Origin of the sequence: Halobacillus naozhouensis, assembly GCF_029714185.1 — a bacterium.
GTDB classification, from domain to species: Bacteria; Bacillota; Bacilli; order Bacillales; family Halobacillaceae; genus Halobacillus_A; species Halobacillus_A naozhouensis.
On the sequence record NZ_CP121671.1, the window covers coordinates 1,105,916 to 1,121,539 of the forward strand.

Annotated in this window: 13 protein-coding genes, 1 riboswitch and 1 other annotated feature; of the genes, 9 read left to right on the top strand and 4 right to left on the bottom strand. The window is 43.1% G+C overall.

Annotation, left to right across the window (positions count from 1 at the left end):
- The first annotated feature begins 77 nt into the window (after window positions 1-77).
- A complete protein-coding gene (locus tag P9989_RS05720) occupies window positions 78-575 on the top strand; it encodes a hypothetical protein (protein WP_283077842.1) in 498 nt (165 codons plus the stop codon).
- Window positions 576-605: 30 nt separating this feature from the next.
- On the opposite strand, the gene P9989_RS05725 is transcribed toward P9989_RS05720, so the two are convergent.
- Window positions 606-1,118, bottom strand: a complete 513-nt coding sequence (locus tag P9989_RS05725) for a hypothetical protein (protein ID WP_283077843.1) — start codon at window positions 1,116-1,118, stop codon at window positions 606-608.
- On the bottom strand, window positions 1,115-1,588 hold the full coding sequence (locus P9989_RS05730; protein ID WP_283077844.1) for a hypothetical protein: 474 nt from the start codon (window positions 1,586-1,588) through the stop codon (window positions 1,115-1,117). The genes P9989_RS05725 and P9989_RS05730 overlap by 4 nt, the downstream gene beginning before the upstream one ends.
- Before the next feature lie 205 nt (window positions 1,589-1,793).
- Here P9989_RS05730 and P9989_RS05735 point away from each other — a divergent pair, with 205 nt between their 5' ends.
- Window positions 1,794-3,971, top strand: a complete 2,178-nt coding sequence (locus tag P9989_RS05735; protein WP_283077845.1) for a glycoside hydrolase family 84 protein — start codon at window positions 1,794-1,796, stop codon at window positions 3,969-3,971.
- Window positions 3,972-4,033: 62 nt separating this feature from the next.
- Here the strand turns inward: P9989_RS05735 and P9989_RS05740 are convergent, their stop codons facing one another.
- On the bottom strand, window positions 4,034-4,699 hold the full coding sequence (locus tag P9989_RS05740; RefSeq protein WP_283077846.1) for a peroxiredoxin: 666 nt from the start codon (window positions 4,697-4,699) through the stop codon (window positions 4,034-4,036).
- Between the two features lie 151 nt (window positions 4,700-4,850).
- Here P9989_RS05740 and P9989_RS05745 point away from each other — a divergent pair, with 151 nt between their 5' ends.
- Window positions 4,851-5,345, top strand: coding sequence for a GNAT family N-acetyltransferase (locus P9989_RS05745; protein WP_390306645.1), 495 nt, complete (start codon window positions 4,851-4,853; stop codon window positions 5,343-5,345).
- 63 nt (window positions 5,346-5,408) lie between these two features.
- Here the strand turns inward: P9989_RS05745 and P9989_RS05750 are convergent, their stop codons facing one another.
- A complete protein-coding gene (locus P9989_RS05750) occupies window positions 5,409-6,857 on the bottom strand; it encodes an MDR family MFS transporter (RefSeq protein WP_283077848.1) in 1,449 nt (482 codons plus the stop codon).
- Between the two features lie 965 nt (window positions 6,858-7,822).
- Window positions 7,823-8,052: a binding site (T-box leader), on the top strand.
- 51 nt (window positions 8,053-8,103) lie between these two features.
- On the opposite strand from P9989_RS05750, the gene P9989_RS05755 reads away from it, so the two are divergent.
- From P9989_RS05755 to P9989_RS05780, 6 genes are all read left to right on the top strand, one after another.
- A complete protein-coding gene (locus tag P9989_RS05755; RefSeq protein ID WP_283077849.1) occupies window positions 8,104-9,342 on the top strand; it encodes an argininosuccinate synthase in 1,239 nt (412 codons plus the stop codon).
- The gene (argH, locus tag P9989_RS05760) at window positions 9,335-10,708 is read left to right on the top strand and encodes an argininosuccinate lyase (RefSeq protein ID WP_283077850.1); all 1,374 of its coding nucleotides are present in this window, start codon (window positions 9,335-9,337) and stop codon (window positions 10,706-10,708) included. Before P9989_RS05755 ends, argH begins: the two co-directional genes overlap by 8 nt.
- Before the next feature lie 88 nt (window positions 10,709-10,796).
- A riboswitch (SAM riboswitch) is annotated at window positions 10,797-10,897 on the top strand.
- Between the two features lie 69 nt (window positions 10,898-10,966).
- Window positions 10,967-11,632, top strand: coding sequence for a sulfite oxidase-like oxidoreductase (locus P9989_RS05765; protein ID WP_283077851.1), 666 nt, complete (start codon window positions 10,967-10,969; stop codon window positions 11,630-11,632).
- 12 nt (window positions 11,633-11,644) lie between these two features.
- Window positions 11,645-12,814 (top strand): acetyl-CoA C-acyltransferase, encoded by a 1,170-nt coding sequence (locus P9989_RS05770; RefSeq protein WP_283077852.1) that lies wholly within the window; start codon window positions 11,645-11,647, stop codon window positions 12,812-12,814.
- A 112-nt stretch (window positions 12,815-12,926) separates the two neighbouring features.
- On the top strand, window positions 12,927-14,426 hold the full coding sequence (locus P9989_RS05775) for a sodium:solute symporter family protein (protein ID WP_283077853.1): 1,500 nt from the start codon (window positions 12,927-12,929) through the stop codon (window positions 14,424-14,426).
- A gap of 16 nt (window positions 14,427-14,442) precedes the next feature.
- Window positions 14,443-15,606: an acyl-CoA dehydrogenase family protein gene (locus P9989_RS05780; protein WP_283077854.1), complete on the top strand. Its 1,164-nt coding sequence runs from the start codon at window positions 14,443-14,445 to the stop codon at window positions 15,604-15,606.
- Window positions 15,607-15,624 lie beyond the last annotated feature (18 nt).

Genomic DNA, 15,624 nt, shown 5'->3' on the forward strand with positions numbered 1-15,624 from the left:
GACTGCTTTAGGACATGATCTGCTAGTCTATCACATAATGTAACGTAACTAGATTTTAGAAAAAGGAGAGTGAACCTATGAAGAAGCTGTTGATGATGATTGTTTTATTTTTGGCCGCATGTTCCTATGAGGTTAGTTTAGCAGAGTTGAAAGAACAATATCCGAAAGCAGTGAAAGAAAAAATAGCGGAGCTTCCTGAAAAAATCCAGCAGCAATTAACAATTCCTAATCAGCTTCCGTTTCAACCGACCTATGTAAACTTTGGTTATGAAACAGTATCGGCACAGTCAGACGGAATAACGAGAACAGAATTTCTGATTTCCAACCAAGAAGCGAACTTACATGTTGTGCATTGGTACACGGAACTTAGAAGGAATGACGATCAAAATCATAGAATAATGACTATTAATGAAAGGGAGGTAATGGTGTTGAGTGACAAAGAAAGAGTGAAACAGCTTCAATGGGAGGAAAGTGACGGTTCGACGATGGTGCTGAGTTTAATTATCTCAGAAAAGGCAACAGGAAAGTACACGTTGAATGATCTTGTGGAGGCAGCGAAATCCATGCCAGATTGAAACATTCAGGTGTCCGTATCCCATTTGAAGTTAGTTAGGCTGTTCAGTGTTTTTAAACACCTTATGCTTTGACTTGATCAACTGATAGTAGAGGACTGTCATCGTCTGGGTGGTCAGAAATACTGGAAAAGAGTAGAGCAGTTGATAGCCGTTCTTAGGATTCACAATATCAATTAGTATGAAAATCCAGTGAAGTCCTATCCCGATTAGCGCCCATACCGTCACATACCAAATGAACGTTGCTCGATTGATGTGAAAGACCTCATAGAAGTAAACAAAGAAATAGCCAAACGGAGCAAAAGCGAGATAATAACACACATCGTTTAGTCCGTATTTATTAGAATCATTCAATAAGTAAAAGTCAATTAAACCGCCGCCGATTGTAAAATCAAAGAAGACCCCGATCGTAAAACCCCACACTAATAGTAAAATGATAATATCACGTGTGAATTTTTTAGGGAGAAGGAAAAATACTCCATAAGCCAGGATATTGAGAATTAATATAAATATTTCATTCTTATCGAAAGCTTCCCATAGAATCATGAGTAATCCACCCCACGGTATGAAATTTTTCTAAATAACCAGAGGAAGAAATAGGTGACGATATGAAGCCCGGTAAAATACAGAAAGTCGTAGAAGATATTCCACTTTTGATAAGTTGTAATGCCAAAAAAGATTGAAAGTCCGTCCAGTAGAAGTAATGTTGCAACAGAAAGGACTGTAATTACAGCGGTACTGCCGAACATTTTTGATCGGTGAATCAAATTCAGCTGTAACACCAGGAGCATTGGAATCGTAACACTTCTAAAGAACAAAAAACCCGTATAGTTCATTGGTTCCTTGGTGATTTTAATAAACTTGAAGCCTTCGTAAATAATCCAGGACCAATTGATGCTGATTACAAGAATGAGCATAAAGATAAAGGTGTTCTCGATAAGTGTTAATTTTTTTGGAATCGCAAAAAATATTGCTGTAATCAGCCATGCTGTAAAGAAAAACACTGCAAAAGCCATAAATTCCCCTCCGTTTCTGTTTTCCTATTCTTTGTTCGTGGGTAGAAAATATACAATAAACTGAGGTATAATGTCCTGTCTATTTTACTAATCTTAGCACTAAAGTGGTATAGACAAATATACATATAGTTGTTAATCTAATTGAAAGCGTTTACAAATCGAAGAATCGACATCTTTTTAATTTTTAAAAAGGTGGGTGGTAGGTTTGTTAGCGACAAGACCGCGGTTGTTTTTCAGTTTGTTCATTCTGTTCATCACGTCATTGATGATGGTCAGCTCCGTATATGCGGAGAAGAGCGAAGGGGATGATGAGTTAGAGATTAATCCCAAACCTCAGGAAGTGAAAAAGCTTGGTGAAGGATTCCCATTGACCCCTGTTGTAGGTTTGGTTGTTGGGGAGGATACAGATGAATCAGCTATCCGCGAAGTCGAACAAGCTTTAAAAGAAGCAGATGTTAAACGAATTATTCGAAAGACAGATGAGGAGTCAACACCAAATACTCCTGTTACAATCTGGATTGGGAGACCTTCTGTAAACACGAAGGTGGTGGAAGTGTTAGAGAATTCGGAAGTGGATGGGCCTGAAAAGCTGCAGGATGAAGGATATGTAGTAGTTTCTCAAAGTAAAGATAAAAAGCAAATTGTTCTGGCAGGAAAGGATAAGGCTGGGACGTTTTATGCGGCTCAGACGTTTGAACAGCTCATAAAAGAAAAGCAAGGACGGGATTGGATTCCAGCTGTAGAAATACGTGATTGGCCTGATATGGATATCCGTGGTTCGATTGAAGGTTTTTACGGCCCTCCCTGGTCACATAAAGATCGTCTAAGTCAGCTGGAGTTTTACAGTGAGAATAAAATGAATAGCTACATTTATGCCCCGAAAGATGATCCTTATCATAGAGAAAAGTGGCGTGAACCCTATCCTGAAGAAGAGTTAAGTGAGCTGCAGGAGCTGGTGGATAAAGCCAATGACAATCATATTGAATTTACATTTTCCCTTTCACCAGGAAATACAGTTTGTTATTCAGGGGATCAGGATTTTGATTTATTAATGGATAAAATGCAAGCTGTGTGGGACCTAGGAGTTCGCTCCTATGCGATTTTTCTCGATGATATCAGCTACGATCTTCACTGTGAGCAGGACAAGGAGAAATTCGGAGATCAACCTGATCCGACGGCTGCCGCTCAAGCTTATCTGTTAAATCGGTTTAATCAGGAGTTTATTCAAACTCATGAAGGAGCCGAGCGGTTAATTACAGTCCCGACGGATTACGCTGGAAATCATACGAACACGTATCGTGAACAATTTGCTGAATTAGTTGATGATCAGATTGTAGTAATGTGGACAGGCCCTGCAGTTGTCCCTGAGGAAATAACTTCTGAAGGGGCAGCAAAGGTCTCGGAAATCTTTCAGCATGATCTGTTAATTTGGGACAATTATCCTGTAAATGACTTTGAGAGAAAACGTTTATTTTTGGGACCTTTAGTCAAAAGGGATGCCGACTTAACGGAAAACGGAGTCATCGGCTTGACCGCGAATCCTATGAATGAGGCAGAAGCTTCGAAGATTCCGCTATACACCATTGCTGATTATACATGGAATTCTTATGCCTACAATCCAGAGGAGTCATGGGAACGCAGCATTAAGTCTTTTGGAGGTGATGCTGCAGAAGCATTGAGAACTTTTGCAGAAAACTCTTACTCCTCCCGTATTACAGATAAAGAGTCGTTAACGTTAAGTCCTTTAATTGAGAAGTTTTGGCAGTCATACGAATCATCAGATGCACAACAAGCAGCAGCAAACTTGATTGCTGAATTTGAAAATATACAATCCGTACCGGAAAGATTACGAGAGAATATGGATAATCAGAGATTCCTGGATGAGGTAGGTCCATATCTTGAGAAATTAAAATTATCCGGGAAAGCTGGTGTTACAGCTGTACAACTACTAATGGCAGAGAAAGCCGAAGACTCAAATGATGCTAATCAGTATAGAGAGAAGCTTATGGCTCAAATCAAAAAGCTTGAAGAAATACCACAGCAGGTTGGTAAATTTGTGATAAAACCATTTCTGTTCCAGGCTGTCTATGGAGAATATGTACTGTCCAGGCCGCTTGATGGTATCAACAAATTTAGGGGGGCTGGGGAACTTATCCAATATACTCCTGAGCATGGTGATACCACAGGCACTAACATTTATGGGTATGAGGTGACTGTAGTAGAAGGAAAGGTAGTTAATAGAGGTGGCAACAATTCACCTATCCCAGACAATGGGTACGTGCTGAGTATTCATGGTAGTGATTGGCTAATGGAGAATGCTTTAATGGGGGCAAAAGTCGAAATTAAGGGTGGTCGAGTACTTATTACTATCCCTAAGCAATAGTGAACAAAAACCCTCATGGCCGTGAACGGTCATGAGGGTTTTGTGCGTTCGAATGATTCGTTTTATTTGTTGAGGTCCTTTTTGCAGAAATACCAATCTACACAGTCATAATTTGGATCATCCATCCGCTTCTCGGCCTCGTCTTGTGTCTTTGGAGGAGGAGCGATCACTTGCTCACCCTGTTGCCAGTCGGCCGGGGTGGAAACGCCGTGCTTTTCCGTTGTTTTCAGTGCTTCGACTAAACGCACAATTTCAGCCATGTTTCGTCCGGTTGTCAGTGGATAGTAAATGATGGATCGAATTGTCCCTTTATCATCAATGACAAATACAGCACGGGATGTCTCGGTGCCGCTGCTTTCAGGCATGATCATTCCGAATTTTGTTGCTACTTTTTTATCCAAATCTGCGATGACAGGAAATTGGATTTTCGTTTGAAAGTTTTCTTCAATATTTCGAATCCAGGCGATGTGTGACGAAATACTATCAATGCTTAAACCGACAAGCTCTGTATCGAGATCTTGAAGCTGATTATAGATCCCTTGAAAGCCAACGAACTCTGTTGTGCAAACAGGGGTAAAATCAGCAGGGTGAGAAAATAAAACAAACCATTTTCCTTTATAAGAATCTAGAGACAGATCTCCTTGTGTAGACGCGGCCTTAAAGTCAGGTGCTTTTTCACCAATGCGAGGCATGCTGATAGTTTGAGTTTGACCTTGATCGTGTTCCATTTTGTTAACCACTCCTTTTAAAAATTCAAATGTACATTATAATCTATGTATCCAATTTAATGCCATTCTAAACTAGCATGTAGGAGCCGCTTCATAGAGTTGGAGAAAGTGAGGAAATAGGCAAAACCAAAAAGGACGTACTTTTACGTTTATTAAGGAGGAGAATAGATATTATGATGTTATTCCCACTCATAAACTAGATCAAAAGGCAGTAACAGCCTTTTTTACGGCTCATTGGGGAAGTCCGAAGATGGTCATCTCTAGGGGAGTATTTCAGTGTGACCAATTAGATGGGTATGCTGTATTAAATGAAAAGGAAGACATAATTGGCCTTATTACATATATGATCGAAGATGAGTGCGAAATTATTTCATTAGATAGCTTAACAGAGAATAAGGGTGTGGGTACGCTCCTTGTACAAAAGGTTGAACAGACTGCCCGTGAAAAAGGTATTCAACATATCCGTTTAGTGACGACAAATGATAATATCCATGCGATGAGATTCTATCAAAAGAAAGGGTATCGTCTGTCAGGGATTTACCATGATGCGGTCGAGAAGGCGAGGAAGTTGAAACCCGAAATTCCCTATGTTTCTGACAATGGGATACCGATAACTGACGAAATCCTATTCGTAAAAACCTTCTAACGATCACAGACATAGAAAAAAGGAGAGAGTTTCCAGTCGACGGATTCTCCCTCCTTTTCAAATTTACGTATTTTCTGCTTTTTCCCTACCATACTCTGTTTCCACCGGTTCAAATTCTTCTTCAGCCGGTGGATAGGTCCTTTTAACAAATATAGATAAGATAATCCCAATGAACGATAAAACGGTAATAACTAGAAAAGCAACGTTTACTCCGTGAATGCCAGGGTTTTCGATCGATGGAGCTTGCTGGGCGCTTTGAGCCGTCATCGTCATGATCGTAACGAGGATGGCGGTCCCGACAGATGCAGCGATTTGCCGCATCGTATTATTCATAGCCGCACCGTGTGGGATCAATTTTTGCGGCAATTGATTCAAGCCTGCTGTCGTCACAGGCATCATTACCATTGAGAATCCAAACATGCGAACAGCATACATGACGATCAGGAACGAGAGCGTAGTTGTGGTGCCGAGGAAGCCAAAGGCCAAGGTTGCACCAGTCATGATAATCAAACCAATAATGGCTAACAAGCGAGCTCCAATCCGGTCAAAAATTCGCCCCGTAATCGGAGACATTAATCCAGAAATGAGAGCACCGGGAAGGAGAACTAATCCAGACTCCATGGCTGTGAAATCTCTCATGTTCTGCATATAAAGCGGAATTAACGTTTCAGAGCCGATCAATCCGAGAAATGAAATCATGCCAATTATTGTAGTGATTGTAAATGTGTTGTATTTGAATACCCTGAACTCAAGCATTGGGTGCCTCATACGCAATTGCCGCATAATAAAGGCCACAAGGGTAAGGGCCCCAATTGCAAGGATAGCTATAGTTCGTCCACTATCCCACCCGTAGTTTCCGGCACTTGAGAATCCAAACAGCAGTCCTCCAAAGCCTACGGAAGATAAGATGATCGATGGAATATCGAGTTTCGGATATGTGAGTTCTGTAACATTCTTTAATATGAAATAAGCAATAAAGATTATTAAAATGGCTAAAGGTAAAATGAGCAGAAAAAGAAATCTCCAGGAATAATGAGATGTCACCCAGCCGGACAATGTCGGTCCAATAGCTGGAGCAAAGGAGATAACGAGTCCGATATAACCCATTGCTGCTCCTCGTTTATTAACGGGGAAAATTAACAGGAATACGGTCTGCATGAGCGGCAGCATAATTCCGGCCCCGGCTGATTGAATAATTCTTCCTAATAACAATACACTGAAGTTTGGGGCAAGCCCTCCTACAATTGTCCCGACCGTGAATACACTCATAGCTGTCATAAATAGCTGTCGAGTCGTAAAGCGTTCAATTAAAAAGGCAGTAATGGGAATCATCACACCATTGACAAGCATAAATACCGTAGTCAGCCATTGAGCTGTATTAGCTGAAATATTCATTTCATCCATGATTGGAGGAATAGCTGTAATCATAAGCGTCTGATTTAAAATCGCGATAAAGGAACCCGCGAGCAATAGAGCAGCCATTAACGTTTTGTTATAAGGTTGCATCGTCATTATATTCCTCCTCTTTCTTCTATCAAATAAATCATGTAACTATCAAATTATACTTGGTGTGAGGACAGCTTACAACTATTTAATTCAGCTCTTTTCCTCCGCTATATCTCATCCTAACGAAGGACCCCACTCATCGAAGCATTATAACCTATAACTTTACTAATTGAACGCAAAAAGGAAGTACCAGTACCTCCTAAAAAGTCTAGTCAAGTAGGATGAAATAATTTTGATTAAGATCCGTTATCTTGAAGACTCGACTCCAAGACTTTAGTTTGTATAAGGGACTCCGGGAAACGGTTCGCTTTCCGTGGGCGTGTGCTGAGCCTCCTCAGGCTTCGCCTTGCGGGGTCTCATCTATCCCGCGCATCCCACAGGAGTCTCACCGTTTCCCTCCACTCCTTTACCATAAGATTTACTTCTGATTAATCGACAACCGCTTCATGTTGGATGGCTGGAAGACGCTCAAAAAAATAGGACATAGGACAAAGCTATATCCAGCAGGTTCCGTGACACTTTTGAAATAATGGTTTCGTTCTACTTATTAAAGTAATGGGGGCTGGAAAACTGCGAGACTCCTGTGGGAAAAGAGTCCTAGGTGAGACCCCGCAGAGCGGAGCTCGAGGAGGCTTGCCGGACTCCCACGGAAAGCGAGTGGTTTTCCGGACCCCATCCGCCATCTTCAAGTAACGAAACCGGTCTTCAATAAACGGGGGGCGATTGTGGAGCAACACTGATAGAAAGTGATCAAACTTCTTTATAAACCCGAAAAAATCTTCTGGATAAGAATCCATTTTGAAAAACTTTTTGAAAAAAGAATCTTATACTCTACCAGTCTTTGGCATGTTTAAGAGCAATTTATGAAATGAATACAGCTAAATCCGTTATAAATTTTTGTAAAAGAAAAGTAGATAACACGTTGACTTCTATAAATGAATATGTATAATTATAAATATTAAATCATAAATATACATTCAACGACGAAGAAAAGTAGATCGGTGATGAACGACAGCGAGCCGGGGAGTGGTGGAAGCCTGGTGGTTCAACCCGTATCGAAACGCCCTTCTGAGAAGTTCGAGTGAACAGGAGTAGCTCGTAGACCGGGACACCCCGTTATCAGGATTCAAGCGGGTCTATGCTTTCATAGACAATCAGAGTGGTACCGCGGATTAATCACAGATACAAATCCGTCTCTTACATTAGTTAGAGGCGGATTTTTTTAATGGAATTTTACAAGGAGGCATTTACAATGACAAAACCTAAAGTAGTATTGGCCTATTCAGGAGGACTGGATACATCGATTTCGGTAAAATGGATTCAGGAAAAATACGGGTATGATGTAATTGCGCTGGGCTTGGATGTTGGCGAAGGAAAGGATCTTGAAACGATTCGCCAGAAGGCGCTGGATGTTGGGGCTATCAAGGCGATCATGGTAGATGCGAAGGAACTCCTTGCTGAGGGCTACCTGATGCCAGCCCTGAAAGCAAATGCGCTGTACGAAGGGAAATATCCTTTGTCTTCAGCCTTGTCTCGTCCATTGATTTCCAAGCTATTAGTAGAAGTGGCAGAACAGGAAGGGGCTGTGGCGGTCGCCCATGGCTGTACAGGAAAAGGAAATGACCAGGTGAGATTTGAAGTCTCTATTCAGGCACTGAACCCGTCTCTTGAAATTATCGCACCTGTCAGAGAGTGGGGGATGACACGCGATGAACAAATTAAGTACGCAGAAGAAAAAGGGATTCCGGTCCCTGTTAATTTAGATAATCCATTTTCGATCGATGCAAATATTTGGGGACGTGCCTGTGAAGCTGGAGTGCTTGAGGACCCGTGGGCCGAAGCCCCTGAAGCAGCGTATGCATGGACAAATTCGGTTGAAAAGACACCAGATACTCCGGATGTAATAGATATCGAGTTTGCTAGTGGAGTTCCCGTTGCCTTAAATGGCGAGCAAATGGACATTGTGCCCCTCATCGAAAAATTAAATGATTTAGGCGGTATGCATGGGGTTGGCCGTATTGATCATACCGAAAATCGCCTCGTCGGGATTAAATCAAGAGAAGTATATGAGAATCCTGGAGCGATGATCTTAATCAACGCACATAAAGAACTCGAATTCCTCACGTTAACAAGAGAGGTATCCCAGTATAAAGCAACGGTTGATCAGCAAATGGCTAAAATGATTTATGATGGCTTATGGTATTCACCGTTGCAGCCAGCACTTCAGGCTTTTGTCGAGGAAACGCAAAAGGTAGTAACAGGTACTGTAAAAGTGAAGTTGTTCAAAGGACATCATACTGTCATCGGCAAGAAATCACCGCTTAGCCTTTATAATGATGAACTATCCACGTATTCGAAGCATGATGCGTTTGATCATGATGCCGCAGTTGGTTTCATTAAATTGTGGGGGCTGCCGACTAAAGTTCATGCAGATGTGCATAAAGGTAAGGAGAAAAAGGCTCCAGAACAGCCGGTGAGTATGTATGAGTAAACTGTGGGGCGGACGTTTTACGAAGCCAACGAACAAGCTGGTCGAAGAGTATACCTCTTCAATCGGTTTTGATGTAAAGCTGGCTTTGCATGATATTCAGGGCAGTCTTGCACATGTGGAAATGCTCGGAGACTGCCACATTATTTCACAAGAAGAGACCTCCCAAATCAAAGAAGGCCTACACATCATCAAGAACAAAATAGAGAATGAAGAAGTTGAGTTTTCCGTTGAACAGGAAGATATTCATATGAACATCGAAAAGCTGTTGATTGAGGAGATTGGTCCTGTGGGCGGTAAACTTCATACCGGAAGAAGCCGAAATGATCAAGTGGCGACAGATATGCATTTATATTTAAAGGAAAAGACTAATCATTTAACCGATTTGGTCGAAGCTGTTCAGAAGGCGCTTGTGCACCAGGCGGATGCTCATGTGGATACGATCATCCCGGGATACACACACTTGCAGCGAGCCCAGCCTGTCTCGTTTGCTCATCATTTGCTGGCATATTTTTGGATGTTTGAGCGGGATAAAGAACGCCTTCAGGATAGTGTGAAGCGGATTAATTGGTCGCCGCTGGGTGCAGCAGCGCTTGCTGGAACACCTTACCCGGTCGACCGTCAGAAGACAGCTGAGACGCTCGGATTTGATCACGTTTATCCAAACTCATTGGACGCCGTCAGTGATCGGGATTTCATCCTGGAGTTTTTGTCGATTGCTTCCATTTTGATCACACATATATCGAGACTTTCGGAAGAGCTGATCCTGTGGAGCAGCCAGGAATTTAATTTCATTGAGCTTGATGATGCGTTTTGTACGGGGTCAAGCATAATGCCGCAGAAGAAGAATCCGGATGTGCCGGAACTGCTTCGTGGCAAAACGGGTCGGATCTATGGCAATTTGATGGGTTTGCTGACACTTCTGAAGGGGCTTCCGCTTGCGTACAATAAGGATATGCAGGAGGACAAGGAAGGGATGTTCGATACGGTGGAGACGCTTGATGGGGCGCTTTCGCTGCTGGCTCCGATGATGGAATCGATGGAAGTGAAGGGCACTAATATGCGTCAGGCGGTCAATGAAGATTATTCAAATGCGACCGATATTGCAGATTATTTAGCTGTGAAGGGTCTGCCGTTCCGTCAGGCGCATGAGGTGATCGGTAAAATTGTACTTTATGCGATTCATGAGCAGAAGTTTTTGCTTGATTTGACGCTCGACGAGTACAAGGAGTTTTCTGAGCTGTTTGAAGAGGATATCTATGAAAAATTAGCGCCTGAACAGGTTGTGGCTGCCCGAAATAGTGAAGGCGGCACAGGATTTGAACAGGTGGCACAGCAGCTTGAGTTAGCTAAACAGCATGTAAAATAGTGTCTTGCATTTCGTGGAATTTTCTAAATATTATTGACTTTAGTACGGTTTATTTGTAACATGGCAAGTAACTTAATTACGTTTACTACTCTTATCTAGAGCAGGCTGAGGGATTTGGCCCTTTGACGCCCGGCAACCGGTCTATCGACACGGTGCTACTTCCAACGGACGATGTCCGGCAGATGAGAGGTCGAAGCAGAATCTTCAGCCTCTTTCATTTGAAAGGGGCTTTTTATTATTCAAAAGCGGGTGATGTAGATGAATAAGGCGGAGCGGTTAAAGCGATCCAAGGATCCACAGGTGACAGAAAGGTTTGGCGGACGGCTGCCGCCTGGTCAGGTATTAACAGAGAAGTTTCCTATTTTAACAGTCGGTGAGGTACCGTCCTATGACCTCGATAAGTGGGATTTTCAAATGACCGTAGCTGGTAATAAACCGCTTGTTTATTCATACAAGGATTTAATGGAGCTGCAGCAGTCAAAGGTTATTTGTGATATACACTGTGTGACGAGGTGGTCGAAATTCGATAATGAGTTTGAAGGAGTTCTGGTAAAAGACTTGCTGGATGGGTTAGAGATTCCTGAAGACATTCGGTACGTGATGGTGCATGGAGATTATGATTATACAGCCAATCTCACTCTCCAAGATTTGTTAGCGGAGGATGCGATACTTGCTCATTCCTATAATGGTAAGCCGCTGACGGAAAAGCACGGCTACCCATTTCGGCTCGTCATTCCGCACTTGTATTTTTGGAAAAGTGTCAAGTGGATCAGAGGCTTTGAGTTTAAAATGTCTGACACGCCTGGATTTTGGGAACAAAATGGGTTTCATGACGAAGGAGACCCGTTTAAAGAACAGCGTTTTTCTGATGAGAGTGAAGTCATGGAAGAGGATAAGTGGAAAGAAAAGGATTTTGATTACTAAGGAGGTTGGAGAATGAGTGTTGTCATTTTAGATGGTGTTCGAACACCTTTTGGTAAATGGAAAGGTGGTTTATCCAAATTAGGAGCAAGGGATCTGGGCATTCAAGCGACTAAGGCGTTGACGGAACGCGTGCCGGAAGTCTTACATGCGAATGGAGTCATTTTGGCACAGGTGATCCAGGCAGGGCAGGGGCAGAATCCTGCGAGATCTGTTGCTGCAGGGGCTGGAATTCCATGGTCGGTACCGGCAATTACGATCAATAACGTATGTTTGGCAGGGGTTGCTTCGGTGGCGGATGCGGCTAGACGGATCAAGCTTGAGGAAGGCGAGCTTTATGTTGTTGGTGGGTTTGATTCGATGACGAATGCTCCTCATGTGGCGACCATCCGTAACGGGCTGGCTACAGGACCTGTTGAATTTACAGATACCCTGATCAACGATGGTTTGTGGTGCTCTCTAACGGATTCCTCCATGGGTGAACTGACAGATATTCAAAATGGGGAGCTTCTCATCAACAGGGAACAACAAGATCAATTTGCTTTAGATTCCCAGTTAAAAGCAGCCCGGGCCCAGGAAGAGGGTTGGTTTAATGAAGAGATTGTTCCGGTACAAGTCGGCAGCAAACAAGTAACAGCTGATGAAGGCATCAGGCCACAGTCAACGTTAGAAAAATTAAGCAAGCTGCCTCCTGCTTTTAGAGAAGGCGGCACGATTACTGCCGGAAACGCATCACAAATGACGGACGGAGCCAGTGTCGGTGTGGTTGCGTCGGAAAACTATGCGGAAAGGATCGGGCGGACTCCACTTGCTCGAGTGATTGGCTGGTCAGAAACAGCCGGACCTGATTCAAGCTTACATACGAAGCCGGCAGATGCGATTGCAAAACTTCTCAAACGGTATCAAATAACCAAGGAGGAGATTGATCTATTTGAGATTAACGAAGCTTTTGCCAGTGTAGCCCTGGCTAGTATTAACGAGCTTGGATTAGCTCCTGAGAAAGTGAACGTGAATGGTGGAGCGATTGCAGTCGGCCATCCACTTGGCGGTACAGGATTTCGGTTAGTTCTTACATTGGTTCATGAATTAAAGCGCCGCGGAGGAGGCCGAGGAATTGCTTCACTATGCGGAGGTGGCGGGCAAGGATTTGCCATTCTCGTGGAAGTTCCAAAAGAGTGGTCATAAAAGGGAGGAATAAACCATGTTTGTTACTTATGGAATAGGAATCGCAGTATTCTGGATTGCAGGATTGGCTCTATGGCAAGGGATGTATAAGCCATCCAAAGGGGGGAAGTAAATGGAGTCCTTATCAGCGGGAACGATTTGGCTTATAGGCGGTTTGTTGTTCGTTTACTTTTTGTTTGTCACATGGATTGGCCGGAAAGGGTCGAAGTACAGTAAGACGATGAGTGGTTTTGCCACAGCACGGGGCAAAGTGAGCCCCTGGATCGTTGGAGCTAGTTTTGCAACAACTTATGCAAGTGCAAACTTATTTATAGGAGTTCCAGGGCTCGCTTATGAATATGGTATGGCAGTGCTCTGGTACACCTTAGGGTGCTTTGGTGTTTCATGGTTAGGGTTACTGTTTTTTGCTAAAACATTCTTTCGATATGGTAAAAAGTTCGGAGGGGTATCGACATTACCTGAATGGCTGGGCAAAAAGTACAACAGTAAAACCCTGCAAGTGATTGTTGGCTTGCTTATCTTATTTAATGTGTACTACATCGTCGGACAAAATGTCGGTTTGGCGACGATCTTTGAAACGGTTCTTGGGATTCCCTATATGTGGGGAGTGATTATCGGGGTAGCGATTACCGTCGTGTACATTGGCTTAGGCGGCGCGTTTGCACAAATTATTACCGATGGCATCCAGGGAATATTTATGGCGTTTACATCTGTACTCATTTTACTTTCGCTCTTATGGACAATCGGGGGCGGGTTCGGAGTCTTCGGAGAGCTATCTAGTCGCTTGGCTGGAATCGATCCCAATCTGGTTGGGCCCTTATCGTCTACAGGACCGTATAATAGTGTTCTTGCCATTTTGGCAGTGCAGTTTCTATTATTCAGCTTTGTGTTAATGCCACATCTGTTAAATAAAGTACTTTCATTAGAAACAGAGGAAGAACTGCGTCCGTTTACGTTATCAGCTGGAATTACCTTATTTTTAATTTCCACATTGATGGTAATAGGCGGATTGGCGGCCCGTGTAATGATTCCATCTTTAGAAAGCGCCGATAAAGCGATTCCTGCTTATTTAATGGAAGCTTTTCCACCGGTAGTTGTCGGTATTTTAATCGTAGGAATTATATCTGCCATATTATCCAGTACAGACAGTCTATATCTTGGTGTAACAACCAGTATTGGCAATGATATTTACAAAGTGCTTGCTTCCCTTTTTACGAAAGGCGGAGGTGATCCGCAACTGATTGACAGACGGAGTGTAAGGGTGGCGAAATTTTCCCTTATTATGATTGGGGCGATTACCCTATATATTTCGCTTGACAGGCCAGAGTCGCTATCCATTCTCATTCAGTTCAGTTTCTCAGCGATCATTAGCGGCATCATAGCACCGATCACATTGGGTTATTTTTGGAAACGAGCGAACCGACTGGGAGCCATTGGAGCCGTTGTAGTAGGCGTAACTTTTTATGTACTATTTACGAATCAAGCGATTATTGAAAACATTTATTTAGCAATGTTTGCAAGTTCTGTAGCCGGATTTACGGTTATGTTTATTGCAGGAATGCTGCCTGACAAAAAAGTGGAAGAGTCCATTCAGCTTGAAAAAAATGCGTGAAAGAGGGGAAGCACATATGACAGATGAACAAAAGCAAGGTCTCCTGGAAAAAGTAATTCAATTTCGCGATCAATTTCATAAGCGGTCTAAAGAAGTGGATCAATCCGGTGTCTTCCCACATGAAAACTTTGAGGAATTAAAAGAGGCCGGCTACTTGTCTTGGACGGTACCGAAGCAGTACGGGGGACTTGGTCTTAATTTGTATGATTTTTTGCAGCTGCAAGAACAATTAGCTCAAGGGGATGGGGCTACTGCTTTGTCGGTTGGCTGGCACTTAGGAAGTATCCTCGAATTAGCCGAAAACCGAAACTGGGAGGAGGCAACATTCCGTGACCTTTGTGAGCGTGTTGTTTCAGAACAAGCTTTAATAAATCGGACCGCAACGGAAAAAGGAACAGGCAGCCCAACTAGAGGGGGGATTCCAGAAACACAGGCGATCTTACAAGATGATCACTGGGTTATAAATGGCAGAAAATCTTTTGCGTCTATGGCGGAAGCGTTGGATTACTCTTTAGTAACTGCTCGAATTGAACATACGGATCGGGTGGGAATCTTTTTAGTCGATCACAGCCATAAAGGTGTAAAAGTAGAGCCTACATGGAATTCTGCTTCCATGAGAGGAACAAGAAGTGATGATCTAATCCTCCAAAATGTAAGTGTCCGAACAAAGTACTTTGTTGAAGAAGAAACGCAACAATCGGGACCGCCTTTTCCGAAAGGATGGCTGCTCCATATCCCGGCATGTTATGTAGGGATCGCTTCAGCCGCCTGTCGATATGCGGTCGAGTTTGCAAAAAACTATCAGCCGAACAGCTTGCCTGGCCCAATTAAAGAAGTTCCAGAGGTGCAGAGGAAAATAGGCGAAATGGAGCTTGCCTTATTTCAATCTCGTGAAATCCTCTACTCGGTAGCGGACAAATGGGTGGAACAGCCTGGTCACAGGGCCGATATGGGAGCGGAATTAGCAGCTGTAAAATATATCGCCACAAATCAAGCTGTTCATGTCGTTGATTTAGCGATGAAAATTGTTGGGGCACGCAGTTTGTCAAGAGATTGTCCATTGGAACGGTATTATCGGGATGTCCGCTCAGGTCTGCATAACCCGCCTATGGATGATGCCGTAATCAAGATGTTTGCGACAAAGTCATTGCAGGAATCTCAGCCGCCTGTCACTTCTTAAATCGACCTCACATACCAT